The following is a 25,987-nucleotide window of genomic DNA, read 5'->3' on the forward strand; positions in this document are numbered from 1 at the left end:
CTGGAAAGCACAGGATCGCATGACACCCAGGAGTAGCCCATGCTGAGCACGATGCAAGACGCCCCACTCTCCATTGCTCAAATCCTGCGGCACGGAGCCTCCGTCCACGGTGACGCCGAGGTTGTGACCTGGACCGAAAATGGTCCGCGCCGTACGTCGTATGCCGAGGTGGGACGTCGCTGCGCCCAGCTGGCACACGCACTGCGCGGACTCGGCGTCGACGGGGATCAGCGAGTGGCCACGTTCATGTGGAACAACTCGGAGCACCTCGAGGCGTACCTCGGCATTCCTGCGATGGGCGCTGTCCTGCACACCCTCAACATCCGATTGTTCCCCGAGCAGCTGATCCACGTTGCCAATCACGCCGAGGATCACGTGATCATCGTGGATCCGTCGCTGATCCCGTTGCTCGCACCCCAACTGCCTTCGCTCACGACCGTCAAGCACATCATCGTGACGGGCTCTTCCGCCGCCGGCCTCGAAGCGCCCGCCGGTGTTGAGGTACACACGTACGAAGGCCTGATCGCGGAGCAGCCGACAGAGTTCGACTGGCCCGAACTGGACGAGCGCAGCGCTGCCGCGATGTGTTACACCTCCGGCACCACAGGCGACCCCAAAGGTGTTGTGTATTCCCATCGTTCGATCTACCTGCACTCGATGCAGGTCTGCATGAGCGACGGACCCAACCTCAAGCAGGGCGACCGCGCACTTGCCGTCGTTCCGCAGTTCCATGCGATGTCGTGGGGACTTCCCTACGCCGCGTTCATGATCGGCGCTTCGCTGATCATGCCCGATCGCTTCCTCCAGCCGGCTCCGTTGGCCGCGATCATCGCCAGCGAGAAGCCGACGTTCGCCGCCGCGGTCCCCACGATCTGGCAGGGTCTGCACCTCTACCTCGAACAGAATCCTCAGGACATCTCGTCTATGCGTGAGGTTCTGATCGGCGGCTCGGCAGTTCCGCCGGCACTGATGCACGCGTTCGAAGACGATCACAACGTCAGCGTCCTGCATGCGTGGGGCATGACCGAAACCTCGCCACTCGGCTCCGTGGCTCGCCCGCCGCTCGGTATCACGGGTGACGAGATGTGGAAGTACCGATACTCGCAGGGCCGCTTCCCCGCATCCGTCGAAGCACGCCTCATCGACGATGACGGCGAAACTGTTGCCCACGACGGCGTCTCCGTTGGCGAGCTCGAAGTGCGCGGCCCCTGGATTACGGCGTCGTATTACGGTGTCGAGGCAGCAGACAAGTTCAACGACGGCTGGCTCAAGACCGGCGACGTCGGATCCATCACTGCCGACGGCTTCCTCAGCCTCTCGGACCGTTCCAAGGACATCATCAAGTCGGGCGGCGAGTGGATTTCGTCGGTCGACCTCGAGAACGCAGTCATGGGTCATCCCGATGTCACGGAAGCAGCTGTAATCGGCATTCCCGACGAGAAGTGGGATGAGCGACCGCTGGTGGCGGTAGTCCTACGCGCGGATTCGGCAACAACGATGGCCGAACTGCAAGAGTTCCTCTCGGACAAGATCGCAAAGTGGCAGCTTCCCGAGAACTGGGCTGTGGTGCAGGAAGTTCCGAAGACGAGTGTCGGCAAGTTCGACAAGAAGCGTCTGCGGGCCGACTACCACGACGGCGGACTCAACGTCACGCGGCTCTGACACAGGGTAAACACCACAAGGCGGGCAACAGGTCTTAAACCTGTTGCCCGCCTTCGTTTACGGTCGATACCCGACTGTATGAAACGCGATGTCGACGTACTTCTCTGCCAATTGGGACGGCGACATCGGACCACCGGTCTGGAACCAACGTGGTAAAGATTGAGCCATTCCGAGTATGGCCCGGACGGTTTCTTCGGTGTCGGTGACCGAGAAATCTCCTGATGCCATACCGTCATCGACAATCCTGCGCATCAGCAATTCGAGTCGCTTGCGACTGGCCGCGTATCGGCTTCGGCTTTCCGGCGAGACATGCCGGATCTCGGTGTCCAACGCAGCGTGATGCGCCCGATGAGTCATGTACAGAACGATCGCCTCGACCACCAGCGCAAAGCGCTCCACCGGTTTTTCTCCGGCTTCTGCTTCTGCCGCTTCGGTTCTGGTATTCAGTTCGCTCATCGATACGTCGAACAGCGCGACCAGAACGGCCTCTTTGTTCGCGTGGTGATAGTAGAGCGCGGGAACGGTTACCCCGACGCGGTTGGCAATCTGCCGCACAGTTGTGCCGTGGTAACCGTTCTCGTTGAACAGTTCCAGCGAAGCCGTCAGGATGTCACTCATCAACAGCGGCGGAAAAGACCTCCAGTCCACTGCTACCGAATCTACACTCATCGCTTCGCCAGTCATCTTGTCTCCGAAATTACCGCGGTGCCATACGGATTGCACCGTCGAGGCGGATCGTCTCACCGTTGAGCATCGGGTTGGAGACGATGTGCGCTGCGAGTGCACCGTACTCGCTGGGGTCACCCAAGCGGGAGGGGTGCGGCACCTGAGTACCGAGCGACGCCTGAGCCTCTTCCGGCAGGCTGGCGAGCAACGGCGTCTTGAACAGGCCAGGAGCAATCGTGTTGACGCGGATCAGCAGCGACGCGAGGTCGCGGGCGATGGGGAGCGTCATACCGACAACGCCGCCCTTGGATGCGGAGTAAGCAGCCTGGCCGATCTGTCCGTCGTATGCTGCGACCGAGGCGGTGTTGATGATGACACCCCGCTCGCCGTCAATGGGCTCGGTCTTCGAAATGCGCTCTGCAGCAAGGCGAAGCACGTTGAACGTGCCGATCAGGTTGACGTCCACGACCTTCTTGAACGCATCGAGAGGGAATGCGCCCTTCTTGCTGACGGTCTTGATGGCGTTGCCGATTCCGGCGCAGTTGACCGTGACGCGGATCGGTCCGAGGGTCTCCGCGAGATCGAGAGCGGCCGACACAGCTGCCTCGTCCGTGACGTCGGCCGCAGCGAAGCGAACGCGGTCGCCGAGTTCCTTGGCGATGGCCTCACCGTTGGAGGACGGCAGGTCGATGATGACGACGCTGGCGCCGTCGGCGAGAAGGGCTTTGGCGGTGGCCAGGCCGAGCCCGGAGGCTCCACCGGTGACGACGGCTACGCTGTCGTTGACGATCATGTGATTCCCTTTCGAAAGATGTTGCGTGTCAGATACGTTCGATAATGGTGGCGTTTGCCATGCCGGCACCTTCACACATGGTCTGCAGGCCGTAGCGTCCGCCGGTGGCCTCGAGGTGGTTGACCATCGTCGTCAGCAAACGCGTGCCCGAGGATCCGAGTGCGTGGCCGAGCGAGATGGCTCCGCCCCACGGGTTGAGCTTGGCCGGGTCGGCACCGAATTCGTGTGCCCACGCGAGTGGCACGGGCGCAAATGCTTCGTTGACCTCGTAGGTGTCGATGTCGTCGATGCTCAGTCCTGCGCGAGCAAGGACCTTGTGGGTGGCCGGGATCGGTGCGGTGAGCATGAAGACCGGGTCGTCGCCCATCACGGAGAACGAGTGGAAACGGGCGCGAGGTGTCAGCCCCAGCTTGGAGGCCATCTCTTCGCTCATGATCAGAGCAGCCGAAGCGCCGTCGGTGAGCGGTGAGGAGTTGCCGGGAGTGATCGACCACTGTGCTTCCGGGAAACGAGCTGCGTACTTCTCGGAGTAGAACGACGGCTTCAAACCGGCCAGGCCCTCGGCGGTGGTCGATGCGCGCACAGTCTCGTCGACGGTGTGCGTAACAGTTTCTCCGGCGGCATTGGTCACCGAGATCGGCACGATCTCCTTGTCGAACAGTCCCTCCGCCGCCGCAGCCGCAGCGCGCTGATGGGACTGAGCCGAGAAAGCGTCGAGCGTGTCCCGGTCGAACTTCCACTTCGCCGCAATCAGTTCAGCCGAAATGCCTTGGTTGACCAAGCCCTCGGGGTAGCGAGCGGCGATACCGGGACCGGATGCGTCCTTACCCATCGAGGTGAACCCCATAGGTACACGGCTCATGGATTCGACACCGGCGGCAATCACGATGTCGTACGCCCCGGCGATAACGCCCTGAGCGGCGAAATGTGCTGCCTGCTGGCTGGATCCGCACTGGCGGTCGATCGTAGTGGCAGGCACGGATTCGGGGAATCCGGCCGAGAGCACGGCCGTTCGGGTGATGTTCAGTGCCTGCTCGCCGGCCTGACCGACACAGCCGCCGATGACGTCGTCTACCAGCGCCGGATCGATGCCGTTGCGCTCGACAATCGACCGAAGTACGTGGGCCAACAGTTCGACGGGATGTGTCCCGGACAGTGCCCCGCCTGGCTTGCCCTTGCCTGATGCGATCCGGACTACATCGACAATCACTGCCTTGGTCATCTTCTTCGTTCCCTTCGAGGACGTGCACTTGAGACGGTCCGGCACCCAAGACGCATGCATCAGGCACCGGACCGAGATCATGTTGCGCAAGCCAACCACTGACTTAGCGCTCGTTAAATAGCTATCATGCCAGAGATGCCGGCGTCAATGGCAACCACCGGGATCGATACCGGGTGGACAGGGGGCAAGGAGGCGCCCGCGACGGAGTCGGCAGCGCTACGTTCGACCGTGCGGTGGCCTTAAACAAATGAGCCCGAGATGTCCTCACCAAAAGGAATTAACACCAAAGTATTAGGAACGCGATCCCGCATTCAAGCCACCTCTATGAATCGAGATTCCGGACTTCGTCAAGAGACAAAAGAAACACTCTTCGCGGTGGTTCTGCACAACATTGCCGAAGGTTATGAATAACGCGTAGCTCATCAGCGCATTTACTACAGGGGAATGAGCGACTCGCCTAACGTGTCGAGAGAAAGAAGAACACTGAGAACACGAAGGCCAACACGATCATCGAGAGACGTCCTGGTTGAATCTTGCCCGATTTGCCGCGGGGTAACTATCCGATGATCTGGCCGGCAGTGGGAATGACTGCCTTTACAGTCCAACCGTTGTCGTTGGGTCCGGCGAGAAGGGTTCCGCCAAGAAGGGTGACGCGTTCACGCATCCCCGAGATTCCCAGACTCTGACCGTCTGTCGCGGGCGTTCCTCTGTCGGCAATATTGGTGACGTCGACGCTGATCGAATCGCGCTCACGTCGCACAGTCACTGTCGCGGAACTTTCCGGCGCGTGGCGAAGAATATTCGACAATGCCTCTTGTACAACGCGATAGGAGGACAATTGCACAGCACTGTCGAGTTCGGTGAAGCTATCCTCCAGATCGAGTTCCAAGGACGGTATGGACGCTCGACATCCCTCCACGAGTTCCGGAATATCGGCGATCATCGGTTGGGGGTACTTGGGATCGGCCTCGCCCAACCGCAGAATCCCCACAGTTTGACGCAAACTGTTCAGCGCCCGGTCGCCATGGTCGATGACACCGCCGAGCAGTGCCTTAGCTTGCGCCGGGTTGGATGAAAACAATTTGTCGGCCGACCTCGCCTGGATCAGCAGACCCGTGAGGTGATGAGCAGCGACGTCGTGCAATTCACGCGCCATATTCTGCCGTTCCTCTGTGATCGCATCGCTTATTCGCGCGTCGCTGTTCAACTGCATTTGCTCGATGGCGGCGGCACTGGCGGATGATTGAGCTCGATATCTCTGCACAACTTTCCCGATAACGATCATGACCGCGTAGCTGGTCATGATATTCACCGCGGGTGCTAACAAGAACTCTGGCAAATCCCCAGCCGGGACCTGAGCAAGCGTCATGCTTTCACCAGCGTCGCCCGGTCGAAATCTGGTCGTCATCCACAGATCAGCGAGCATTCCGGCAATCGTCAGTAGTACCAAGCGACTTCCGGTAGTTCTCCCAGCCATGACGATGATCGCAAACCAATACAGCGGAGTGGCCGCTGCTACTCGGTCCTCGAGCAGCAGGGCCAAAGCGACGGTGCCGACGAGAGTCAGAAGATACATCCACACCGGATGCCGCCGACGGAAACATGCGGCCACTGTCATGACAGTCAGAATGAGCACTGTCGTGATGAGAACAACCGGGTCGTCCGCGGCCGACTCTCCCGAATAACCACTACCCCGCGCCACCGACCAGGTTGCGACGAGCATCCACACGAGGCTGAGAATTCCGGCAGTGACCGCCAAGACAGCTGGGTTCCGCGATAGAATTTCGCGAGCACTCAGCGAAATCTTCTTGACCCGCGCCGGTTTCCGGCGAATGTCTGCCACTGGCTATTCCCCTACTTCATTTCTCGATCAAGTTTTGCGCGCATTCGCCGTCTTCAAAGTACGCCATACCCTCATTTATTTACCCGATACTTCGGCAGCGAGTACTTTCAGATTCCAGAACGTCGCACGAATGCATCTGTGGCAGAGGGTGATATAGCGCCAATGACCCTGAGCAGGCCGGCATAGCGTGGATACAACTCGATCGGACGCGTTTCGATTGCCCGCAGGATCCACGACGCTGCCTGCTCCGCGGTCAATGCCGGTTGGCTGACGTATTCGGCGGTTGGCGCAATCATCGGCGTGCGAATCAGTGGAAATTGCACGGTACTGACGGCGACGCCCGTGCCATGACACTCGGCGCCGAGACTACGGCCGAAGGCACTGAGCGCAGACTTCGACGCGTGATACGCACTGAACCGTGGCATCACGCCGGCGCTCACACCCCACGTCCCGACGTTGACAATATGTCCGGCACCGGCCTCGAGCATTGACGGCAAGAGTCGAAGCGTCAGCCGCGCCGGACCGAAGTAGTTGAGCGCCATCGTGCGCTCGTAATCATGAAACCGTTCTACGGAATCGGCGGCACTGCGGCGGATCGAGCGGCCCGCGTTGTTGATCAACACGTCGACGGTCCCGAACTGGTCGGCTATCGCGTCGGCAAGTTCGTCGACGCTTTCACCGTTCGAGAGATCCGCGGGTAGAACGTGGGCCCACCCTCCCTCTCGGTGGATGTCGTCACGCACGCGCTCGAGTTCGTCAGTGCCTCGGGCGACCAGGATCATCTCGGCACCACGAGCAGCCAACATGTGCGCGGTTGCCTCCCCGATACCGGACGACGCCCCGGTCAGCACGATGGTTCTCTCCGAAAGGTCGACGCGGGGGCGCGGAAGCAGCGAACCAAGCCTCGTGGGCGGATTCAACACGAAATTGCCCACCAGCCTGCTGATCATCGTCATCGCCTGTCCTTTTCTATAGGTTGACGAGATTACCGAGCAGTAAGTTATTGCGCGCCCATACGCCAGAAGATCGCGGAAACGCCCACGAAGCAGCAGGCAAAGCGTCGACCCACAAAGCTACTCACCAGTAGCTCATGCCGCTTGTCGATCGAGAACTGTCTGGGACTAGCTTTTCCTGATACCTGCGGTTACATTAAAGCCAGACCGAGTGCCTGCGATCACACAAACCGGCCCTCGATACCACCGAAACCGCACGTAAGACCAGCGGTGACCGCGACAAAGAGGGAGACGCACATGACGCTGACAACGCCGTTCGACAAGAACGCGGAAGCATCCGACGACTCGTACAACGAGACACTTCGCCTCCTATCCGAAGGATCCGTGAACAAGCACTTCGATCCGTATCTCGATATCGACTGGGATGCCCCCGAATTCGCGGTCACGCCCGGCGATACGCGCTGGATCCTCCCGGCTGAGACGGATCCGCTCGGCGCCCACCCGTGGTACCAGGCTCAGCCGATCGACAAACAAATCGAAATCGGGATGTGGCGTCAGGCCAACGTCGCGAAGGTCGGCCTGCAGTTCGAGAACATCCTGATCCGCGGCATGATGCAGTACGTTTTTTCACTTCCCAACCAGTCGGCCGAGGCACGCTACTGCACTCACGAATCCGTCGAAGAGTGCAACCACACCATGATGTTCCAGGAAATGGTGAACCGCATCGGCGCCGACGCTCCGGGCATGAATCGCGTGATGCGCATGCTGGCGCCGTTCATCCCACTTGCTGCCGGCCCCTTCCCTGAACTCTTCTTCGTGGGTGTCCTCGCAGGCGAGGAACCTATCGACCACATCCAGAAGAGCATCCTGCGCTCCGGGGGCGATATCCACCCGATCATGGCGTCCGTCATGGCAATTCACGTTGCCGAAGAAGCGCGTCATATCTCGTTTGCGCACAAACTTCTGAGCCGACGCATCCCGCTGATGTCGCGGCCGAGCCGCTTTGTCCTGTCGCTCCTCTTCCCGATCACCATGCGAATCCTGTGCGATGCCATCGTGATTCCACCCAACACATTCTGGAAGCAGTTCGACATCCCGAAGTCCGTCAAGAAGGACCTGTTCTGGGAGCTACCGGAATCGCGTCAGACGCTGCGAAACTACTTCGGCGACGTCCGCATGCTCGCAACAGAGACGGGTTTGATGAACCGCGCGTCGCGATTGGTGTGGAAGGCCTGCAAGATGGACGGCCGCGCATCACGTTTCCGCAGCGAACCCCACCGCAGCGCACACAACGCTGCCGCCTAATCCGAGATCGGACCCAACCGCCATGCCACACGTAGTCACGCAGTCCTGCTGCAGCGACGCCTCGTGCGTCTACGCCTGCCCGGTCAATTGCATTCATCCGACGCCGGACGAACCGGATTTCCTCACCGCCGAGATGTTGCACATCGATCCACAGGCCTGCGTCGACTGCGGCGCATGCGTCTCGGCCTGCCCGGTCGACGCCATTGTTCCCGAGTCGAAACTGGCTGAACCGCAGCGGGTTTTCCTCTCGATCAACGCAGATTTCTACAAGGAGCAACGGCCCCGCCCGTTACTTGCCAAGGTGATCCCAGCCGCGACTATCGACCAGGGGCGTCCGCCGCTGCGAGTTGCGATCGTCGGCTCCGGTCCGTCCGCGATGTACGCGGCAGACGAGTTGCTCACGCAACCCGGTGTGCAGGTCAACGTCTTCGATCGGCTACCCGTTCCCTACGGCTTGGTTCGCGCCGGCGTGGCACCTGATCATCAGAAGACCAAGCAGGTCACGCGACTGTTCGACAAGATCGCCGCGCAGCGGGGTTTCGAGTTCTACCTCAATGTGGAGATCGGTAAACACCTCACTCACGACGAACTTCTCGAGAACCACCATGCCGTTCTCTACGCAGTCGGCGCTTCATCCGATCGCCGCCTTGGCATCCCGGGCGCAGCCCTCCCCGGAACTGCGTCGGCCACCGATTTCGTGGCCTGGTACAACGGTCATCCCGATCATGTCGACGATGTCTTCGACCTTTCACATCGGCGGGCCGTCATCATCGGAAACGGCAACGTCGCACTTGACGTTGCCCGCATTCTGACGGCAGATCCCGAAAAGCTGGCCGGCACCGACATCTCTGCTCACGCGCTCGCAGCGTTACGGAAGAGTCGGATCGAAGAAGTAGTGATCGTCGGCCGACGCGGAATTGCGCAGTCTGCCTTCACCGTTCCCGAGTTCACCGGCCTGTTGGCGCTACCGGATATCGAACTGTCCGTCGGCCCGGACGACATGGTTCTCGACCCGATCACCGAGAAAGCCGACTCACTGCCGCACGCTGTCGAGCAGAAACTCCGACTCCTCGAAGCGCTGAAGAATCGCGATCATGTCGAAGTCGGAAGCAAACGCATCACTTTGCGCTACCTACTGACGCCAACCGAGATTTCCGGTGAGGACCGCGTCAGTGGGATCGAATTCGAGCGCAACACGCTTGTCGACGCCGACGGGACTGTCCGCATCGAACCCACCGGAGATACGGAAACCATCGATGCCGGCCTGGTACTCACGTCCATCGGATACCGCGGTGTACCCATCGCGGGTGTTCCATTCGACGAGCGCGCCTCGGTTATCCCGAACGAGGGAGGCCGCGTCAGCGACGCACCCGGCGTGTACGCGACGGGCTGGATCAAGCGCGGACCAAGCGGCTTCATCGGCACCAACAAATCCTGCGCACAGGAAACCGTCCGGATGCTCGTCGACGACTTCAACCACGGACGTCTGCGTACCCCGGCGCCCGACACTGCTGCCCTCGATCGGCTGGCCCGGGCGCGACAGAATGGCGTCGTCGATCGAGCCGGTTGGCATGCCATCGACAAAGCCGAAGTCGATCGCGGCGTCGCGCACGGACGCGTTCGGGAGAAGATCCTCGACCAGGGTGAAGTGTCGTCCATTGTCGGAGCTGCAGGCCAGGTGAAACCACCACGTCGAAAGCTCTGGAAAGCGTCCCACTGACCGAAAATTTCGCCCCATCTGCGCTGCTTATCGTGTAATACTGCAACCTGTTCCAGTAAGCGGCACAGCGAGCCACGATCCTCGGATCCGGCACGCCCACCAGATGAGGTTTGCATGAGCGAGACTGCAACGTCGGCACCGAGCGGCAGCGTGACACCTGCGGTGGAGGGTTGGTTCACTACCGGCCCCGAACCTGCTCTGATCGGCACGAAGTGCCAATCCTGCGGCACCATTTCCTTCCCGCGCGAGACCACGTTCTGCAAGAACCCGAGCTGCTCGGGTGAAGAGTTCGGCGACGTCGAACTTTCCCGCCGGGGCACGGTCTGGTCGTACACCGACGCGCAGTACCAGCCGCCGCCGCCGTACATCCCCAGCTCCGACCCTTACGTGCCGTTTGCACTGGCCGCCGTCGAATTGCCCGAGGGCATCGTCATCCTCGGCCAGGTAGCCGACGGATTCGGCGTCGACGATCTCAAGGTGGGTAATACCGTCGAATTGGTTGTCGAGCCGCTGTACACCGACGAAACCGGAGTTCGTACGACGTGGCGCTGGAAGCCTGTCGCCGCAGCTGATCAGGAGTCGCAGTCATGAGCAAGGACGTCGCAGTACTCGGTGTAGGTATGCACCCCTGGGGCAAGTGGGGCCAGTCGTTCGTGAAGTACGGCGTTGCCGCCGCACGCGCCGCCCTCGCTGATTCCGGCGTGGACTGGAAGGATGTCGACTTCATCGTCGGCGGCGAAACCGTCCGCAACGGATACGGCGGATACGTCGCCGGAGCCACGTTCGCTCAGGCCCTCGGCTGGAACGGCGCTCGCGTCGCCACGTCGTACGCAGCGTGCGCGACGGGTGCGCAGGCACTCGACACAGCTCGCGCCCGAATCCTGGCCGGCCTCAGCGAAGTTGCCTTGGTCGTCGGCGCAGACACCACGCCGAAGGGCTTCCTCGCTCCCGTCGCCGGTGAGCGTTGGGACGACCCGGACTGGCTGCGCTTCCGCCTCATGGGCATGACCAACCCGGCGTACTTCGCACTCAATGCGCGTCGACGCATCGATCTGTACGGCGCCACCGCCGAGGACTTCGCAAACGTGAAGGTGAAGAACGCGAAGCACGGACTGAGCAACCCCAACGCGCGTTACCGCAAGGAAGTCACCGTCGAGAACGTGCTGGCATCCCCCGTGGTGTCCAACCCGCTACACCTCCTCGACATCTGCGCCACTTCGGACGGCGGCGCAGCCATCCTGCTGACGTCCATGGAATACGCCCGCAAGATGGGCATCGCGGAACCTGTTCGCATCAAGGCGATTTCGACGGTCACTCCGACGTTCCCGCAGACGATCATGGACATGCCGAACTTCTCGACCGACTCCAGCTCTGCGGTCTCGGCTCCGGAGCGCACGTTCAAGGAATCCATCGGCTACGCGGCGTACGAAGAAGCCGGCATCTCCCCGGAGGACGTCGACGTCGCGGAGGTCTACGACCTCGCCACGTCCGTCGAACTCGACTGGATCGAAGACCTTGCACTCTGCAAGCGCGGCGAAGCCGAACACCTCCTGCGTGCAGGCGACACCACCATCGGTGGCCGCATCCCGGTCAATCCGTCCGGTGGCCTCGCCTGCTTCGGTGAAGCTGTTCCCGCCCAGGCACTTGCGCAGGTGTGCGAGCTCACCTGGCAGCTGCGCGGACAAGCCGAAGGCCGTCAGGTCGAAGGCGCCCGCATCGGCATCACCGCCAACCAAGGCCTCTTCGGCCATGGCTCCTCGGTGATCGTTTCCGCTTAACCCGCCTTACTGTCGTGGCGGTCGCACACTTAACTGTGAGCGGCCGCCACGATCACGTCTGCGACCGCACCCGGCTGCGAGACCAGCGAAGCGTGAGACGTCGGGAGTTCGCTGGTGGTCGCGCCCATCCGGTTTGCCATGAACCGTTGTGCGGTAGCCGGAATCACCCGATCGTTACCAGCCACGAGGTACCACGTCGGTGTGTTCGCCCAGGACGGCGGACCGCCGAGTTCAAGGTTCGCCCAGAGCGCCGCAGACTTTTGATGCGCCAACATCGTTGCCGCCGTCTCGTCCGAAACATCTTGCGCAAAAACCGAATGGAAGTACTCGTCGGTCACATATCCGTCGACGTTCTTACCGCCAATCGCGTGAGCGTCGTCGACGATCTTCAACCCCAGTGCGGGAGGTAGCAATTGGCTGCCCGGGAACCGAATGGGATCGATCGTGATCTGGACCGGCTCACCCTCCACCGGAGCAAAAGCCGCGATATACACCATCGACTGCACCTTGGGATCGTGCACATTGGTGATCACGGCGCCCCCGTACGAATGTCCGACCAAAACTACCGGACCGTCGATATCCGCGACGGTCTTCTCGATCACTGCCGAGTCGTACGACGGCCCCCGCAGCGGATTATCCGGAGTCACAACCTCATAGCCGCGCGAACGCAAATCGGCGGCCACACCATCCCAGCTTGTTGCGTCGGCAAAAGCCCCGTGGACCAGGACCACGGTTGGCTGGGGCGCGGCACTCGCGCCGCCGGAACCGAGGATGATTCCAGCAGTCGACACCACCACTACCGACAGAATTGCGGTGAATACACGGGAAATCTTCATGTGTTTCCTTCGAGTCGGATGGGCGATCAGCTCGGGCGAGACATCACGCCCAGCGGAATACCCCCATCCCACCGATGAAAACCGACGGGTCAGAACTCCGTATTGATTCCGTCAGCGCCGAGAAGTCAGCAGCGCAGCAACATCGGCCTGTCCCAGATTCTGCGCGTTCTCCAACGCTGTCCGTCCGCGTGCGTCCCTGATCTCCTGATCCGCCCCGGCGTCGAGCAGCTGTGTGATCACGTCGAGGTAGCGCGGCGAACCGTCACCGTAGACAACAGCCTCGAGCAAAGCCGTCCACCCCGGGTCGTTGATGTGATTGACAGGCACTCCGGCCGCGATCAGCATCCGAACCGTGTCGACGTGCGCGTGCTCGCTGGCGGGAATCAAAGCGGTGCCACCGAATCGGTTGACACTGCGGACATCCGCTCCGTGACTGAGCGTCAACGCGAGAATCTGGTTCAAACCTTCCGCTCCGGCGTACAGGAAGGCCGAATCCTGAATGGAATCCTTGGCGTTCACGTCGGCACCGGCGAGGATCAGGGCGGTTGCCGCCTCCACGTCGTTGGCTTTGGTGGCCGCGATCAACGCCCGCTCGGATTCAGGAGTCGACCGAGCCGGGGCAACCGATGGCTCTGATGACGTGGATGCTTCGGCAGAAGCGACGGGCGCCGAAGGCGAAGTTGCAGGTGACGCCGCCGAACCACAACCAGCCACGGCAAGAACAACGCCTGCGGCAAGAACGATTCCCGACTTCCGATTCACCGTTCACAGTGTTCCACAATCCGAAATGGCCGATATACCTCGCACCGGGACCTTGGTCACCATCTTCTTGCCCGCTGATTAGCAAACGTCCGGTTTGGGTAATTGCCGTAACGGGACTACACCGCGTCGCACTCACCAACTTCAGGAGTTTGATGAGCAGCTCGGTTCGTGCATCCGTTTCGACGGCTAGATTGTCGGGTCCAGGTATAGCCGCGCGCGAAAACGAGAACCGCTTCCGTCCTCCGTCGGCGATCTCCAATGTCATCTCGCGCCCCCGTCTGCATCGCAAGCTCTCAGCCGCACATCACGCTCGCGCGGTGAACTTACTGTGCGCCCCTGCTGGGGCAGGCAAGACACTGCTGCTGGCCGACTGGGCCCGTAAACAGGCTCCCGCAGCGGTTTCCTGGCTGACGTTGGCGGAGCGTGAGAACAACGCGCAAGTGTTGTGCACCTCCCTCGCCGAAGCACTGGCCACGCATGTCGAACCCGTCGCGTGCGGTGCACCGACGCAGTTCTGGCACTCCCGCTTCATGAAGGCGATCGAGGCCAGCGGAAAACCGATCACGCTGATTCTCGATGACGTTCATGCCCTTCACGATCCGATGTCGATCAGCACCCTCGACCAGGTTCTCGCGGACGCGCCGCCGAACCTCACGATCGTTCTCGCGGCCAGGTACGAACCTCCTTTGACCTGGCATCGCCTAGCCCTCGACGGTCGTCTGACTCGATTCGAAGCACATGATCTTGCATTCGACAGCGACGAAATCAGCGTGCTGTTAGGCGAATACGACATCGAACTGGACCAACGACAGCTTGCGCTCATCGAATCGTTCACCAAGGGATGGGGCGCCGTGGTTCGGTTGGCTGCTACCTATCTCGCAGGACGAGGTGACACCGCGGATGCCGTCGATGAATTCACACACACACCCAGGCCTGTTGCCGATTTCCTGGTAGACGAGGTCTTGGCCGCACTCCCCACCCATCTCACGAACTTCATGCTCAAGACCTCTGTGGCCGAAGCATTTTCCGTCGACTTGGCAGAGGCGATCACCGACGAAGACGCAGTGACAGAAATCGACACACTGATTCAGTTCAATTTGCCACTCACACGCACCGATTCAACCGATCACACAACTTGGTTCAGTTACCATCCACTGCTGCGCGAACACCTTCGTGCAGAGTTTCGCCGGGTCGATCAGAACGAACGTATCCGAGCGCATCATGAGGCCGCAACGTGGTTCGAGGCGCATCAACACGAACTCGAAGCACTCGAACTCGAAGCCTCCATCGGTGATCCGGAACGTATTATCGCCTTCCTCGATCGCTGCGGCCTCGGGCTCGTTCTGGACGGATACGGCAGCGATCTGACCCGAATACTCGAGTCGGTACCTACTCTCGTATCCGAGTCACCGCGCACTCGAATGCTCCTCGCCGCCTCAGCCCTCCACAGCGGTGACGTGACTACGGCCAGGACGTACCTGAATTTCCTCGAAACTGCGTCATCCGGGCTGGATCGCGACCCGCTGTTCTGCGCGTTGAAGCTGCAGGCTCTGTACGCCGGCGCGGGATTCGACACCGCATTCGCCGGGCACGCCGAACGGCAACGCAGCACTCACTCCGACATCGAAGCGTTTGCACACCTGCAAACTGCGACCGGATACTTCCTCGACCGCGACTTCGAGCGCGCAAGCACCGAATACACCGAGGCCGCCGCACTCGGAATGCTTCGTGGCCGAAGCAGTTTAGTGCTGAGAGCCCTCACCGGTATCGGATTCTCGGCCGCCATGAACGGCGACATCGAAGCGATGATCGCCCACATCACACACGCCCTGACCTACGCTGGCGAGCATAATCTCATGGGCACCGCGGAGTACGAGTTGGCAACATCGGTAGCAGCCCTCGGCACATATCTCTGCAGTTCACCGGATCTCCCGTATCGGATCCCCACCATCGAAAACTGCCGCCAGGCTGATGTTCTCGGCGTCAGCATGCCCGCATTCGGCTGGCACAGTGTCATCACTTTCGGATTGTGTCGACTCGACACCTCTGACGATCGACGCTCGACTGCCGCGGACATCCGTGATGCCATGATCAAAGCCATCGAACTGGGGACCTTCCCGATCGCGACATCCGCACTGCTACCCACCGTGGTCAGTGTCTGCCTCTCGGTGGGCGAATTGGACTGGGCGAGCCGACTGATACACGACGCGACACAGCAATTCGGCGCTACCACCGAGGCACACTTGGCGTTGTCGTCTCTGCGACTGGCCGGCGGCAAGCTCACCGAGGCACAGGCCGAACTGACCGCCGCTGTGGAATCACCCGAACACCCACTACTCGCTCACGGCATCTACACATCGGTGTTGCAATCCGTCATTCATTCCGCCAATCACCAACCACGCAAGGCATTTCGATCACTGCACGACGCATTACGCGCCGCCGAGCACGGAAACCTTCTGCGCCCCTTCCTCGATTACGGTCGCGCCCTGCGAGGAATCCTTGATGATTTCACCGGACATTTCGGAGACCAAGAACTGTTTGCCGAACACGTACGGTCACACCTGCAACCACATGAACTTGCCATCGCTCCGATTCTGACTCCGGGCGAGTACACGGTACTGCGCGAACTCGCTTCGGGCGACACCACGGAATCGATCGCGGAAACCCTGTTCCTCTCGGTCAACACCATCAAGACCCACCTGCGCGGGATCTACCGCAAACTCGACGTCAGTAATCGTCGCGACGCTCTGAAAGCCGCGCGGCGTGGCGGACTCATCTGAGCAGACGCGCCGCCCGAAGCGCATGCAGTTGCCCCCGCAGATCTACAACGACACCCGCGACCGCATGAAGGTGTGGGTGACCGTCACACCACGTCGACGGCTCGCATCGCGCGTTACGTTCGACATCGTCGAAGTCGGGTTGGTGGACAGTGCGATGACCCTTGCGGCGCAGGCATTCACGTCCCTGCTGCCGGTGATGATCGCCGCATCAACGCTTCAACGTCTGCAACCACTCTCGGACGCGGCGCGCGACAATCTCGGCGCCGAATTCCCACCGAGCGATGTCACCACCGGATCCGCGACAGCTTTCGGCATCGTGGGTCTGCTGATGCTGCTGATCAGTTCGACGTCGTATGCCCGAGCACTGGGTCGGATGTACGGGCGGATCTGGCATGTACCGATTGCCACGCTCCGACAAGCCTGGCGGTGGCTCGCCGTCGTTTTTGTCATCGCAGGTTCGGTTGCCATCGCGGCGGTGTGTCACAAGTTGGATTCGATTCCCGCAGTAGGTCAATTGCTCGGATTCACGGCCGTCTACGGCGTATGGGCACTGGTCTGGACCTTGGTTCCGATGCTGCTGACAGCAAACCGGATGACCACCCGGATGTGCATCGGCTCCGGACTGTTGACGGCCACCGGCCTGAGCGCCCTTCACGTTGCCAGCACACTCTTCCTTCCGCGGATCACGCGCACATCGCAAGACCAATTCGGTCTTCTCGGAGTGATGTTCACCCTCATCAGTTGGTTGTTCGTCTTCTCCGCGATTGTTGTCGTCGCCGGAACGATCGTGGGATCAGTTGCCAAAGACGACGGGCCGCTGGGGCGTTGGCTGCGAGGATCGTGAGCTCGGGTCGATCATGAACTCCGGCGATCATTGGGATCAGCCATGGCTTCCGCGACGCTCGGGTAGACATCGAGTTTCACACCACCACCAGGCGTACCGGCAAGAACGTCCCTGAACTGCCCAACGTCGCGGGCCACCCGGAACACGATGTTCTTCCGTGCCAGCGAATCCCGCAACTGTTCGAGCATTTGCGCACCGCTCACATCGATGAACGGCGAGGTCTCGGCGTCGAGGATGATCATGGACGTACCGTCGGTGACAAGATCGTCGATCCGGTCTCGAACATGATCGGCGTTGGCAAAGAACAGGCCGGCTTCCACTCGCACGACGATCACGCCGTCGGAAGGCTGCAATTCCGGGTGAGACGCAATGTCCACCCATCGCGAGCCGCTCTTGGCCAGTTCCGCCACATGCGGTTTGGAGACGCGGTACAGAAGCAGCAGCATCGACACGGCGATTCCGATGATCAAACCCGGCAATGTGTCGAAGATCAGCACACCGAACATAGCCGCTACGGCTGCCGCGAAATCGGCACGAGCCGCCACGCCGTAGATGCTGCCCAACCGCTTGGTCCACACCCGGTACAGCGCTGCGAGAGAGGAGAAGTCGACCAACTCGACCACGGCGGCGATCACCACGGCAGCGAGTGTCGCTTCGGGCAGTTTCTCGAACAACCCGGTGAGAAAGAGAAGTGTCAGCACCGTGAGCACTGCAACCGTGAGCCCACTGACCTGCGTCTTGGCTCCGGCCCCACCATTGACTGCCGTCTTGGAGAGACTGCCGTTGACCACCATGCCCGAGCACAGGCCGGCTCCCAAGTTCGCGGCACCGAGTCCAGTCAGTTCCCGGTTCGCGTCGACGGTGTAACCGGCCTTGGCTGCGTATGTCTTTGCTGCGCCGAGACCTTCGGCGAAACCGATGAGCAGCACGCCGATGGCCGGTCCGATCAAGTCCAGGTAATCCTCGGCTCGCACTCCCTCCGGTAGCCCGACGCTCGGCAGCCCCGCGTCGATGTGGCCGACAATGTCGATGCCCCGATCGTCGAGGCCGAACAGTGCAACCGCCGTGATGCCCAGCAGAACGACCAGGAGTGACCCTGGAACCAGCGGTAACCACCTCTTGACCGCCAACACCAAAGTCAGGCTGAGTAATCCGACAAAGACCGTGAGCCCGTCGACGCTCCCCAACTCACGCACAACCGTCGCGGCTTGTACGAAGAAATTACCTTCGCCCTTCTCGACGCCCAGTAGCTTCGGAACTTGCCCGATGATGATGGTCAGCGCCAATCCGACGATGAACCCCTTGAGCACCGGTTCGGAGATGAACGAGGCGATGAATCCCAGCCGCACAAATCCGGCGAGCAACCCGACCAGACCGGTGACGACGGCAAGTCCGACAGACAGGGCAACAAAACGTGAGTCGTCGCCACCGGCAAATGGAGCGATCAATGCAGCAGACAATGCCGCGGTTGCCGACATCGGACCGACAACAAGGTGGCGTGAACTACCAGCGGCCGCATAGAGAACCAGCGCGGGCACTGCTGCGTAAAGCCCCACAACGGGTGGGACGCCGGCAATGGTGGCGTATGCCAGGGCTTCCGGCACCAGCACCGCCCAGACCGTGAGCCCGGCGATGATGTCGGGCCGCAGCCACGCACGTTGATAGCCGGCCAGCGAACCGAAGACAAGCGGGGTGTGCGTGTGTCGAGTGCTCATAGTCCTTGGATCCCTTTGCTTATCTGCATTGCCGAGATCAAGATCAGCAGTCCGACGTTCAGCAGATGGGTATTGGTGGCGATCCACGTCCGAATACGCTGCAACGGCTCTGTTGCCTTCTCCTTCTTGATCAGGAGCAGCGCGACCGGAACTGCGACCGAACTAGCCGATACCAGCGCGAACACAACAGCGGATGCCCACTCCGCGGACGGTGCTGCGCTGCTCAATCGAAAATTCATGGCCGCTGCTATGGCACAGGACATGTCGATGGGATTGAGGACGAAGAGAGCAAAGCCGAGAACACCGGAGCGCCACGGTGAGAAATGTTCCACCGATTGCAGCATCTTCGGCAACTGAGGGGCCGCCGCGGCAATGTCACCCGGTCCGGTTGCCGCCGCCATTGCCTGCATCCGCCGATGACTACGGGTGTACACGAACCAGGCCCCGCCCAGAAGTACCGTTCCGAGGATCAAGTGCAGGATAGGTACCCACAGCGGCGGGTGTGTCCGCTGATGAACTTCCAGCGCTGTCAAAATTGCAAACGAGACGGCCAGCGACACAATGATTCCGAGGAACCATCCGACGAGATACGCGATGCTGTTGATCCGCGCCCGCTCGGAGAACAACACTGCGACTACAGCCACTATCGCAAGTGGGCTCATGATGATGCCGAGCGCCAGCGGAATCTGCTGCAACAACAACGACCCCATGACTACCTCCGCTCGGTTAGAATCCGCCGATTCCCTTGCCGATCAGCACAACTCCGATGACCAGGATCAGCACGCTCATCACCGTCGCGTTGTTCGCCTGCAGCCAGACCTTCAACTCTGCCAACGGGGTGCGCAAACGATCCGCCGCGATCAGATACCCGATCACGGGTAGACAGACAGTCGATGCAGCGATGACGGTGAAAACCGCGACGGCGATGACTACCTGCCCGGTCGGCAACGATGCAGCACCGATCGAGACACCTGCGGCGATACACATCATCAGATTTTTGGGGTTGACGGCGGCCAGTGCGAATCCGAGGCCGAATCCCTTGGCTGCCGTCATGTCGTCAATGGCCTGCATCCATTTGGGAGTCTCATGTTCACCGCCGCGTCCGCGCCACTGCTTTGCGCCGAAAGCAAGCAGGAGAACACCCAAGGCGATCTTGATCCACGAAACACCAGCCGAAGAATCGGAGGATTTCTCCAATTGATTCGACAGCAGAACGAATATTACTGTTGCAACAACGATTCCGAGTAACCAACCCAAGGCAAAACCGATGCTGGTACTTCCTGCTCGCTTGGACAGGAGCATCAGGATGGCCGCGATGATCGGAATCGGCGAGATTGCCACTCCCAACGCGAGTGGCAACAGATCTCCGATGACAGAACCCATTTCGGCCTCTTCTCTCTCCCGCTAGAGACTAGGGAAAACAGTCGGATTCGACCTCACACAAAAAGGATGAACACCAGCGAGAACCCTGGAAGAGGATGCTGTCCCGATGAGACGTCGTGGCCGCATGTCCGGCATTCACCCGAAGGGGATGACGTATTCACCGCGCGGCAACGTAAAAATAAATGGGTACAGACTAAATCGATGCGCAACACGTGTGATGGGAGAGAGAAACGATGACTGCTCCCACTCGCTACCAATTTCTCATCGACGGCGAAGTGTCGGATCGCGTGAAGGCCGCATTCCCCGAATTGAGTGTGGCACCAACCGCCGGTGGCTACACCAGCCTGTACGGTCCCGTTGCCGATCACAGCGCCATGCGGAGCATCATGGCACGGCTCGATTCGCTGGGACTGACCGTCGCCGAATTACGCAGACTCCCAGACTGATCGACATTCACATGACTGTGGCCCCGACTGGGGGAATCAGCCGGGGCCACAGTTTCTGACGCGATGATCTACGCGGTATCCCACGTTGCGACTGCCCAAATGACCACGATGTCAAGCGCAATCACCAGGATCGACCACATCGGGTAGTACGGGAGCCACAAGAAGTTCGCGATGATGGAGAGTGACGCAATCACGATTGCCGACGCTCTTGCCCACACCGCACCCGTGAAGAGGCCAAGGGAGACCACAATTCCGATGATGCCCAGAACTATGTGGATCCAACCCCACGTCGAGATATCGAACTTGTAGGTGTAGTTGATTCCGACGACAAACAGATTGTTGTCGGCGACAGCAGCGATCCCCTGCAGCAGGGCAACGATGCCGGCTGTCAGCAGCAGAATCGCCGCCGCGAACGTCGTACCGACCGCGAACCCCTGCTTGACAGGGTGTTCGGCGGGTTCTCGTGGTGGAGCAGTCATCAGCGTTCCTTTCGACGAGAAAGCACTTCCCTCTCTAAGTCTCGAGTACCCATTTAGGGAAGACATCACCCATCGCGGATGAATCCCGTCCGCGGCGATCACCGACCGGGACCTCAGGTGTGCTCGTTAAGCCCCGCAAGATGGTCCGAGACCCGGCCGACAGTGAGCATTCCACTGCCCGCACCGGCAATTTCGTCTTCAGCAGACATAAGAGCAGCCCGCGCTCGTTCCATGACCTGACGGTCACCGACCGCGACGGAAGCTGCTGCGATAAGGCACCACAGCGCTTCGGAAAGTAGGTCGTTCGGCGGGTTGGGCAACGCGCGCACCGCTTCTGCGGCCTCGTTCACTTTCCCCTGCGCGAGAAGAAGATGTGGCCGAGCCCAGGGCTCGTACTGGCCCCAGTTCGTATCGGCGTCGAAGGCCGCCGGCACGCCGTGCCAGACTCGGAGTGCGAGAATTGCCAGCGGGAGAATTCCGTCCTCGAGGCCGGGCATGCCGGAACCGGGAAGACAGACCGCCGCGGCTTCGTACAGCTCCTCGCAGTGCGACACGTCCGCGCCTGTGGCGGCAATTCGCATCGCGCGGAACCAGGTGGTGAATACCGCTGCCAAGGGACGCTCGTGACGTCCGGCCAATCGATCCACTGCGTCGGCATGTTGTTCGGCGGCATCGAATTGCCCGAGTGCGCCGAGAGCTTGCATACGCACGAGATGCCCGAGAATTTCGAAGGTGGCCAGATCGTGCCGAGCGGAGAGCGTTATCAGTTCACCCCCGATGGCGTCGCGCTCTGGAGCCAGACCAGTTCGCCAGAAACTCTGTATGAACAACCCGTTGAGTGTGAAGGCAAGAAGTCCGGGGTCGTCGAGGGAGCGGGCGATCTGAACGGCAGCGCGGGCAGGTTCGAGTCCGGGGTCGCCGGCAAGTCCGCGTGATTCGAGTGCGATTGTCGCCAAGAGTCTTGCCCGAGCGAGGTCGTTCCCGTCAGGAAGTCGATCGATGGTGCGCTGAGCGGCCTCGACGATCTGAGCAGCCTGCCCCGGATCGTCGGATCGCGTCCAGATGGCAGGCACGTCGTAATTACCGATAATCCGTGCGGTGAGTTCGACGTCGTCCAATTGTTCAGCGGCACTGATGATTGCCAGTCGCTGGTTTCGAGCAGCCTCCAGTCCGCTTCCACCCGCAACTGCCAAACTTCGGAGCAGGCCGACAGTGGACTCCAATCTCGACTTCGATCCCGCCGCTACGGTTCGGTCGTACGCTGCAGACACCTGACTGAAGATCTGCTCTTCCGCTCCAGTATCCAGATGCCCCTCTCGTCGAAGAATGTCGGACTCGAGGTCGGCCAGCCGTGGACCAGGGTCGATGCCGAGTTCGTCGGCGAGTAACTTTCGCGCTCGACGCAGGACTGCCAAGGCGTCGCCCTGACGGTCGGAACGGTACAGCGCAAGAGCTAGCAGTCTCCAACCACCTTCTCGCCAAGGGTGTTCCGTCACATGGGCATCCAGATCGGGAATCGCTTCCGTAACCAGCCCGAGATCCAGTTGGGCAGAGGCCAAGCGTTCGACGGCTGTCAGATGCAGTTCCTCCAAGCGGGATCGCTCCGATCGAGCCCAGGACTCTTCGGTGTAGTCCGCATATGCCGGCCCTCGCCACAACTCGAGGGCGGTTCGGAGTAGTTCGAGTGATTGCGGTGGTGTGGACTCAGCGGCTTCACGCACCAGGCTCTCGAATTTCCAGGCATCGACCGCTTCGGGTGCGGCCTGAATGGCATAGCCGCGCCCTTCCGTCACAATAACTTTCGGCTTCGTTCGAGGCGGACGACCGGGTTCGAGCGCACGTCGCAGCGCCGAGACGAACGTACGTAGTGCGCTGGTCGCTCCGGCCGGAGGATCGACCCAGAGGTCGTCGACAATCACGTCCACCGGAACCACACGGCCGCGGGCAACGATCAGGCGAGCGAGGACAGCTCGGTGTCGTGGACCCTTCAGATCGATCAGGTCTCCCGAGTTATTCCATGCGACCACCGGACCCAGCACTCCGAAAACCGGGCTTCCAACTGTGTGGTCTCGCATGTCCCCACGCTATCGCGCTCATCGAATGCTCATCGAATGCGGCGATGCTGATTGGCATCACCCCGACAAACGAGAGCGACCGATGACGATCACCATCCCAGGCTTCGACTACCAGCAGATTTCCACCCATGACGGCGTGCGGCTCAACCTCGCGATCGGCGGAAGCGGCGCACCGCTCGTCCTTCTTCACGGCTTTCCTCAGACCCATCTCATGTGGCGTCACGTGGCCACCGAATTGGCGTCGGATCACACCGTCATCTGCCCGGATCTCCGCGGATACGGAGCCAGCGACAAGCCTGTCGAGAAAAGCCCCGACACCTACTCCAAAAGAACAATGGCTGCCGACGTCGTCGAGGTGGCGCAGAATCTGGGACACGAGAGATTCGCTCTCGTCGGCCACGATCGAGGTGCATTGGTTGCCATCAGAGCCGGGTTGGATCATCCAGATGTGATCACACACCTCGGTTCACTGGACGTGCTGCCCACCTTGGATATGTGGGACATCCTGCATGGATCGAATGCGGCCGTGGCATTCCATCTCTACTTGATGGCTCAGCCACCTGGCCTCCCCGAACAGATGATCAGCGCCAGCGCCGACGCGTTCTTCGAGTATTTTCTCGACGTCTGGACGACTGATCGCGAAGCAATTCCGGCCGACGTGCGAGCGGAGTACCTGCGGGCCTCGAGGGAGGCGGTGCCGTCGATCGTTGCCGATTACCGCGCGTCGGCAGGCATAGACGTCGAACACGATCAGGCTGATCGCGATTCAGGCCACCAGCTGCGTATGCCGGTCACCGCCATCCAGCAGGACTGGGGTTCGATGCTCGGCTACGACGCCGAGGCCCTGTGGAAAGCGTGGGCGCCCGATCTCGAGCACCGCACGCTGTCCGCAGGTCACTTCATGGCAGAGGAGGCGCCCACCGACGTGGTCGACGCGATCCGCGCCCTGCTGAAAAGGTAGTTCTAGCGCTTGACCCCGGCCGCCAAGTCGTCGACCAGCACCTTGGCGGTCAAGGCGTATCCCGCGGCCTTGTAGTAGTCGAAGGGAATCACTCGACCGGCCTGTGCGGCCGGCAGTCGCAGCCACGTGGGCGAGGTGTACACGCTGCCGGTGGCGCTACGATCCAGCGCAAAGATAACGTCGGCTTCTTCCAGCCGATTGAACTGCTCGGGTCCGAGCATCACGCGAAGATCGGCGCCTTCACGCAACACCTCGAACCCCAGATCCTCGGAGACGGCCGTACGGAAATCGTTCTGGAACCACGCGATCTGATCCTCTGCGGCGGCAACGAAGGCAACCTTCTTGCCGGCCATCAGCGGTTCGACGGTAGGGCGGACCTGAGCCACATGGGCGTCGTACTCGGCGAGTACTTCTTCGGCGCGATCGCTGCGCCCGATGCCGGTGAGGAAGTCCGACATGACCTTTCGCCACTCCGGGGTGAAGTCCTTGCCGACGGGCAGGACCGGTGCGATCTGCTGCATCCGGTCGTTGCCGTACGACCCGGTGTCCCACCACCCGGCACTGAGGACCAGAAGGTCTGCACCGAGGGTCGAGATGTACTCGAAGTTGGGATCCGAAGCACCTTCGGCGAAGATCTCGACGCCTGTGGCACCAGGAACTTCACGACGGAGATGTTCAGCGGCGCCGGCGGGGTAGGCGGTCACCGGGTATCCGGCGAGGATCGAGAGTTCGAGGCCGTCTCGCGGATCCAGAGCAACCACATTCTGCGGGTCCGTCGGAATGATCAGCTTCTCGTCGCCGCGCGTGAACTCGAAGGTCTCCGCGTTTTCGGTCGTCGCACCCTCTGAACTGCTGCAAGCGGCTAGAAATGCAGCGGCGGCAACGCCTGCTCCGACGCCGAAGAATCCGCGTCGGGTCAGGTTGTTCACGATCGCCCAGTAGTCACGATCGGTGGTGGTCGGAGAAAGAAGTCGCGTCATGTTAATTAGGTTAGCCTTAGGAACTTGCGCCGGGAATGGGAAACCAGCTCCCACCAGCGCCAATAAATACGGCGAATACGCCAGCGCGGCGGCAGACGAATCTCAGCCCTACCCCTACTACGAGGTTGAATCGGGGGTAAAGAGACCGAAACCCACGACCGCAGAATCGGATGCCCAATCCGAATCGTGTACTCGAACCTTCCCGAACTCGTTGCCACCTACGGTGATTGCCTTGTCTCCGTCGACGGATACAACAATATTGGTGTGCTGACCGGACCATCGTGAACTGTCGTAGATCACGACGTCGCCGATTTCAGGTGTGTAACTGCCGTCGTTCTCGGCGTAGGCGTCAATTCCCTGGTAATACTCCTGGAGGGTGTAAACACCTGGAATACGCCAACTTCCGGAGTTCGGATTGGAGAGCGGGCGTCCGGCTTCTCGCATGATCCAGCTGACAAAATCAGCGCACCATTCCTCGTCAATTCCCTCGGAGTAGAAGGTGCCTGGACGGTCCTGCTCATGCTCGGACTGCAGTAATTCGAGTACGCGCACTTGATCCGAGGAGAGTCTGCTCGCATCAACTTCCGGGAAATCGGCAGTATCCCACGGCAAGTAACGCGAGGGTGCGAATGCCACAACGACGGCACCGACCACAACAACGATGCCAAGGACCCCGGCAATCCAGATCAGGATTCGACGTCGACGGTTCGGTTCGGCAGGACTCACCCTGACGAGTGTGCCAGCTCGCTCGGAATCCAATCGCTGAGCGAGAGGTTATGTCCGC

The 25,987-nt window shown here is 60.9% G+C and carries 23 protein-coding genes; 9 read left to right on the forward strand and 14 right to left on the reverse strand.

All coding sequences use genetic code 11. The features are described from left to right. Positions 1 to 39 precede the first annotated feature (39 nt). Positions 40 to 1,662: a long-chain fatty acid--CoA ligase gene (locus CJ178_RS19035; protein ID WP_095887387.1), complete on the forward strand. Its 1,623-nt coding sequence runs from the start codon at positions 40 to 42 to the stop codon at positions 1,660 to 1,662. 57 nt (positions 1,663 to 1,719) lie between these two features. Here CJ178_RS19035 and CJ178_RS19040 read toward each other — a convergent pair whose 3' ends face one another. From CJ178_RS19040 to CJ178_RS19060, 5 genes are all read right to left on the reverse strand, one after another. Beyond that, positions 1,720 to 2,346 carry a TetR/AcrR family transcriptional regulator gene (locus CJ178_RS19040; RefSeq protein ID WP_095888046.1) on the reverse strand — a complete coding sequence of 209 codons (627 nt, stop codon included), beginning with the start codon at positions 2,344 to 2,346 and terminating at the stop codon, positions 1,720 to 1,722. 13 nt (positions 2,347 to 2,359) lie between these two features. After that, positions 2,360 to 3,121 (reverse strand): 3-hydroxyacyl-CoA dehydrogenase, encoded by a 762-nt coding sequence (locus CJ178_RS19045; protein WP_045065589.1) that lies wholly within the window; start codon positions 3,119 to 3,121, stop codon positions 2,360 to 2,362. A 28-nt stretch (positions 3,122 to 3,149) separates the two neighbouring features. After that, complete coding sequence (locus tag CJ178_RS19050; RefSeq protein ID WP_095888047.1) at positions 3,150 to 4,343, reverse strand: thiolase family protein; 1,194 nt, start codon at positions 4,341 to 4,343, stop codon at positions 3,150 to 3,152. A 556-nt stretch (positions 4,344 to 4,899) separates the two neighbouring features. Continuing rightward, complete coding sequence (locus CJ178_RS19055) at positions 4,900 to 6,186, reverse strand: sensor histidine kinase (RefSeq protein ID WP_095887388.1); 1,287 nt, start codon at positions 6,184 to 6,186, stop codon at positions 4,900 to 4,902. A 107-nt stretch (positions 6,187 to 6,293) separates the two neighbouring features. Next, positions 6,294 to 7,142, reverse strand: a complete 849-nt coding sequence (locus CJ178_RS19060) for an SDR family oxidoreductase (RefSeq protein WP_373557458.1) — start codon at positions 7,140 to 7,142, stop codon at positions 6,294 to 6,296. 294 nt (positions 7,143 to 7,436) lie between these two features. On the opposite strand from CJ178_RS19060, the gene CJ178_RS19065 reads away from it, so the two are divergent. From CJ178_RS19065 to CJ178_RS19080, 4 genes are all read left to right on the forward strand, one after another. After that, positions 7,437 to 8,444, forward strand: coding sequence for an AurF N-oxygenase family protein (locus CJ178_RS19065; RefSeq protein WP_033233700.1), 1,008 nt, complete (start codon positions 7,437 to 7,439; stop codon positions 8,442 to 8,444). 22 nt (positions 8,445 to 8,466) lie between these two features. Further along, the gene (locus CJ178_RS19070; RefSeq protein ID WP_095887389.1) at positions 8,467 to 10,164 is read left to right on the forward strand and encodes an FAD-dependent oxidoreductase; all 1,698 of its coding nucleotides are present in this window, start codon (positions 8,467 to 8,469) and stop codon (positions 10,162 to 10,164) included. A gap of 114 nt (positions 10,165 to 10,278) precedes the next feature. Then, positions 10,279 to 10,755 (forward strand): Zn-ribbon domain-containing OB-fold protein, encoded by a 477-nt coding sequence (locus tag CJ178_RS19075; protein ID WP_033233702.1) that lies wholly within the window; start codon positions 10,279 to 10,281, stop codon positions 10,753 to 10,755. Then, on the forward strand, positions 10,752 to 11,942 hold the full coding sequence (locus tag CJ178_RS19080; RefSeq protein WP_033233703.1) for a lipid-transfer protein: 1,191 nt from the start codon (positions 10,752 to 10,754) through the stop codon (positions 11,940 to 11,942). The genes CJ178_RS19075 and CJ178_RS19080 overlap by 4 nt, the downstream gene beginning before the upstream one ends. A 29-nt stretch (positions 11,943 to 11,971) precedes the next feature. Here the strand turns inward: CJ178_RS19080 and CJ178_RS19085 are convergent, their stop codons facing one another. After that, complete coding sequence (locus tag CJ178_RS19085; protein ID WP_045065592.1) at positions 11,972 to 12,778, reverse strand: alpha/beta fold hydrolase; 807 nt, start codon at positions 12,776 to 12,778, stop codon at positions 11,972 to 11,974. 111 nt (positions 12,779 to 12,889) lie between these two features. Further along, positions 12,890 to 13,540, reverse strand: coding sequence for an ankyrin repeat domain-containing protein (locus tag CJ178_RS19090; protein WP_033233705.1), 651 nt, complete (start codon positions 13,538 to 13,540; stop codon positions 12,890 to 12,892). A gap of 152 nt (positions 13,541 to 13,692) precedes the next feature. Between CJ178_RS19090 and CJ178_RS19095 the strand changes: the two genes are divergently transcribed. Both CJ178_RS19095 and CJ178_RS19100 read left to right on the forward strand, forming a co-directional pair. After that, positions 13,693 to 16,320, forward strand: coding sequence for a LuxR C-terminal-related transcriptional regulator (locus tag CJ178_RS19095; RefSeq protein WP_095887390.1), 2,628 nt, complete (start codon positions 13,693 to 13,695; stop codon positions 16,318 to 16,320). Then, entirely contained in the window at positions 16,304 to 17,164 is an 861-nt protein-coding gene (locus CJ178_RS19100; RefSeq protein ID WP_230590098.1) for a hypothetical protein, read from the forward strand. Before CJ178_RS19095 ends, CJ178_RS19100 begins: the two co-directional genes overlap by 17 nt. An 11-nt stretch (positions 17,165 to 17,175) precedes the next feature. On the opposite strand, the gene CJ178_RS19105 is transcribed toward CJ178_RS19100, so the two are convergent. From CJ178_RS19105 to CJ178_RS19115, 3 genes are read right to left on the reverse strand one after another with little or no spacing between them, the layout of a single operon-like run. Next, the gene (locus CJ178_RS19105; RefSeq protein ID WP_095887391.1) at positions 17,176 to 18,879 is read right to left on the reverse strand and encodes a SulP family inorganic anion transporter; all 1,704 of its coding nucleotides are present in this window, start codon (positions 18,877 to 18,879) and stop codon (positions 17,176 to 17,178) included. Further along, positions 18,876 to 19,589, reverse strand: a complete 714-nt coding sequence (locus CJ178_RS19110) for a GAP family protein (RefSeq protein WP_033233707.1) — start codon at positions 19,587 to 19,589, stop codon at positions 18,876 to 18,878. Before CJ178_RS19110 ends, CJ178_RS19105 begins: the two co-directional genes overlap by 4 nt. A gap of 16 nt (positions 19,590 to 19,605) precedes the next feature. After that, positions 19,606 to 20,262 (reverse strand): GAP family protein, encoded by a 657-nt coding sequence (locus tag CJ178_RS19115; RefSeq protein WP_033233708.1) that lies wholly within the window; start codon positions 20,260 to 20,262, stop codon positions 19,606 to 19,608. Between the two features lie 233 nt (positions 20,263 to 20,495). Between CJ178_RS19115 and CJ178_RS19120 the strand changes: the two genes are divergently transcribed. After that, on the forward strand, positions 20,496 to 20,708 hold the full coding sequence (locus tag CJ178_RS19120) for a hypothetical protein (protein ID WP_045065598.1): 213 nt from the start codon (positions 20,496 to 20,498) through the stop codon (positions 20,706 to 20,708). Positions 20,709 to 20,776: 68 nt separating this feature from the next. Here CJ178_RS19120 and CJ178_RS19125 read toward each other — a convergent pair whose 3' ends face one another. Beyond that, positions 20,777 to 21,187, reverse strand: a complete 411-nt coding sequence (locus CJ178_RS19125; RefSeq protein ID WP_033233710.1) for a DUF7144 family membrane protein — start codon at positions 21,185 to 21,187, stop codon at positions 20,777 to 20,779. Positions 21,188 to 21,300: 113 nt separating this feature from the next. Next, positions 21,301 to 23,262, reverse strand: a complete 1,962-nt coding sequence (locus tag CJ178_RS19130; RefSeq protein WP_095887392.1) for an AfsR/SARP family transcriptional regulator — start codon at positions 23,260 to 23,262, stop codon at positions 21,301 to 21,303. An 82-nt stretch (positions 23,263 to 23,344) separates the two neighbouring features. On the opposite strand from CJ178_RS19130, the gene CJ178_RS19135 reads away from it, so the two are divergent. Next, entirely contained in the window at positions 23,345 to 24,223 is an 879-nt protein-coding gene (locus tag CJ178_RS19135) for an alpha/beta fold hydrolase (RefSeq protein WP_095888049.1), read from the forward strand. A gap of 2 nt (positions 24,224 to 24,225) precedes the next feature. Here the strand turns inward: CJ178_RS19135 and CJ178_RS19140 are convergent, their stop codons facing one another. Beyond that, positions 24,226 to 25,203, reverse strand: a complete 978-nt coding sequence (locus CJ178_RS19140; RefSeq protein WP_095887393.1) for an ABC transporter substrate-binding protein — start codon at positions 25,201 to 25,203, stop codon at positions 24,226 to 24,228. Between the two features lie 117 nt (positions 25,204 to 25,320). After that, a complete protein-coding gene (locus tag CJ178_RS19145; protein ID WP_179300778.1) occupies positions 25,321 to 25,929 on the reverse strand; it encodes a CHAP domain-containing protein in 609 nt (202 codons plus the stop codon). Positions 25,930 to 25,987 lie beyond the last annotated feature (58 nt).

This window comes from Rhodococcus sp. ACPA4 (genome assembly GCF_002300185.1).
GTDB lineage: Bacteria > Actinomycetota > Actinomycetes > Mycobacteriales > Mycobacteriaceae > Rhodococcus_F > Rhodococcus_F globerula.

What these genes read in the sequence shown, in the direction of transcription:
- CJ178_RS19075 (WP_033233702.1), top strand. Translation starts at nt 10,279, where the DNA reads ATGAGCGAGACTGCAACGTCGGCACCGAGCGGCAGCGTGACACCTGCG.
- CJ178_RS19065 (WP_033233700.1), top strand. Translation starts at nt 7,437, where the DNA reads ATGACGCTGACAACGCCGTTCGACAAGAACGCGGAAGCATCCGACGAC.
- CJ178_RS19035 (WP_095887387.1), top strand. Translation starts at nt 40, where the DNA reads ATGCTGAGCACGATGCAAGACGCCCCACTCTCCATTGCTCAAATCCTG.
- CJ178_RS19110 (WP_033233707.1), bottom strand. Translation starts at nt 19,589, where the DNA reads ATGGGGTCGTTGTTGTTGCAGCAGATTCCGCTGGCGCTCGGCATCATC.
- CJ178_RS19085 (WP_045065592.1), bottom strand. Translation starts at nt 12,778, where the DNA reads ATGAAGATTTCCCGTGTATTCACCGCAATTCTGTCGGTAGTGGTGGTG.
- CJ178_RS19080 (WP_033233703.1), top strand. Translation starts at nt 10,752, where the DNA reads ATGAGCAAGGACGTCGCAGTACTCGGTGTAGGTATGCACCCCTGGGGC.
- CJ178_RS19060 (WP_373557458.1), bottom strand. Translation starts at nt 7,142, where the DNA reads ATGACGATGATCAGCAGGCTGGTGGGCAATTTCGTGTTGAATCCGCCC.
- CJ178_RS19115 (WP_033233708.1), bottom strand. Translation starts at nt 20,262, where the DNA reads ATGGGTTCTGTCATCGGAGATCTGTTGCCACTCGCGTTGGGAGTGGCA.
- CJ178_RS19050 (WP_095888047.1), bottom strand. Translation starts at nt 4,343, where the DNA reads ATGACCAAGGCAGTGATTGTCGATGTAGTCCGGATCGCATCAGGCAAG.
- CJ178_RS19130 (WP_095887392.1), bottom strand. Translation starts at nt 23,262, where the DNA reads ATGCGAGACCACACAGTTGGAAGCCCGGTTTTCGGAGTGCTGGGTCCG.
- CJ178_RS19095 (WP_095887390.1), top strand. Translation starts at nt 13,693, where the DNA reads ATGAGCAGCTCGGTTCGTGCATCCGTTTCGACGGCTAGATTGTCGGGT.
- CJ178_RS19070 (WP_095887389.1), top strand. Translation starts at nt 8,467, where the DNA reads ATGCCACACGTAGTCACGCAGTCCTGCTGCAGCGACGCCTCGTGCGTC.
- CJ178_RS19045 (WP_045065589.1), bottom strand. Translation starts at nt 3,121, where the DNA reads ATGATCGTCAACGACAGCGTAGCCGTCGTCACCGGTGGAGCCTCCGGG.
- CJ178_RS19105 (WP_095887391.1), bottom strand. Translation starts at nt 18,879, where the DNA reads ATGAGCACTCGACACACGCACACCCCGCTTGTCTTCGGTTCGCTGGCC.
- CJ178_RS19135 (WP_095888049.1), top strand. Translation starts at nt 23,345, where the DNA reads ATGACGATCACCATCCCAGGCTTCGACTACCAGCAGATTTCCACCCAT.
- CJ178_RS19040 (WP_095888046.1), bottom strand. Translation starts at nt 2,346, where the DNA reads ATGACTGGCGAAGCGATGAGTGTAGATTCGGTAGCAGTGGACTGGAGG.
- CJ178_RS19120 (WP_045065598.1), top strand. Translation starts at nt 20,496, where the DNA reads ATGACTGCTCCCACTCGCTACCAATTTCTCATCGACGGCGAAGTGTCG.
- CJ178_RS19140 (WP_095887393.1), bottom strand. Translation starts at nt 25,203, where the DNA reads ATGACGCGACTTCTTTCTCCGACCACCACCGATCGTGACTACTGGGCG.
- CJ178_RS19125 (WP_033233710.1), bottom strand. Translation starts at nt 21,187, where the DNA reads ATGACTGCTCCACCACGAGAACCCGCCGAACACCCTGTCAAGCAGGGG.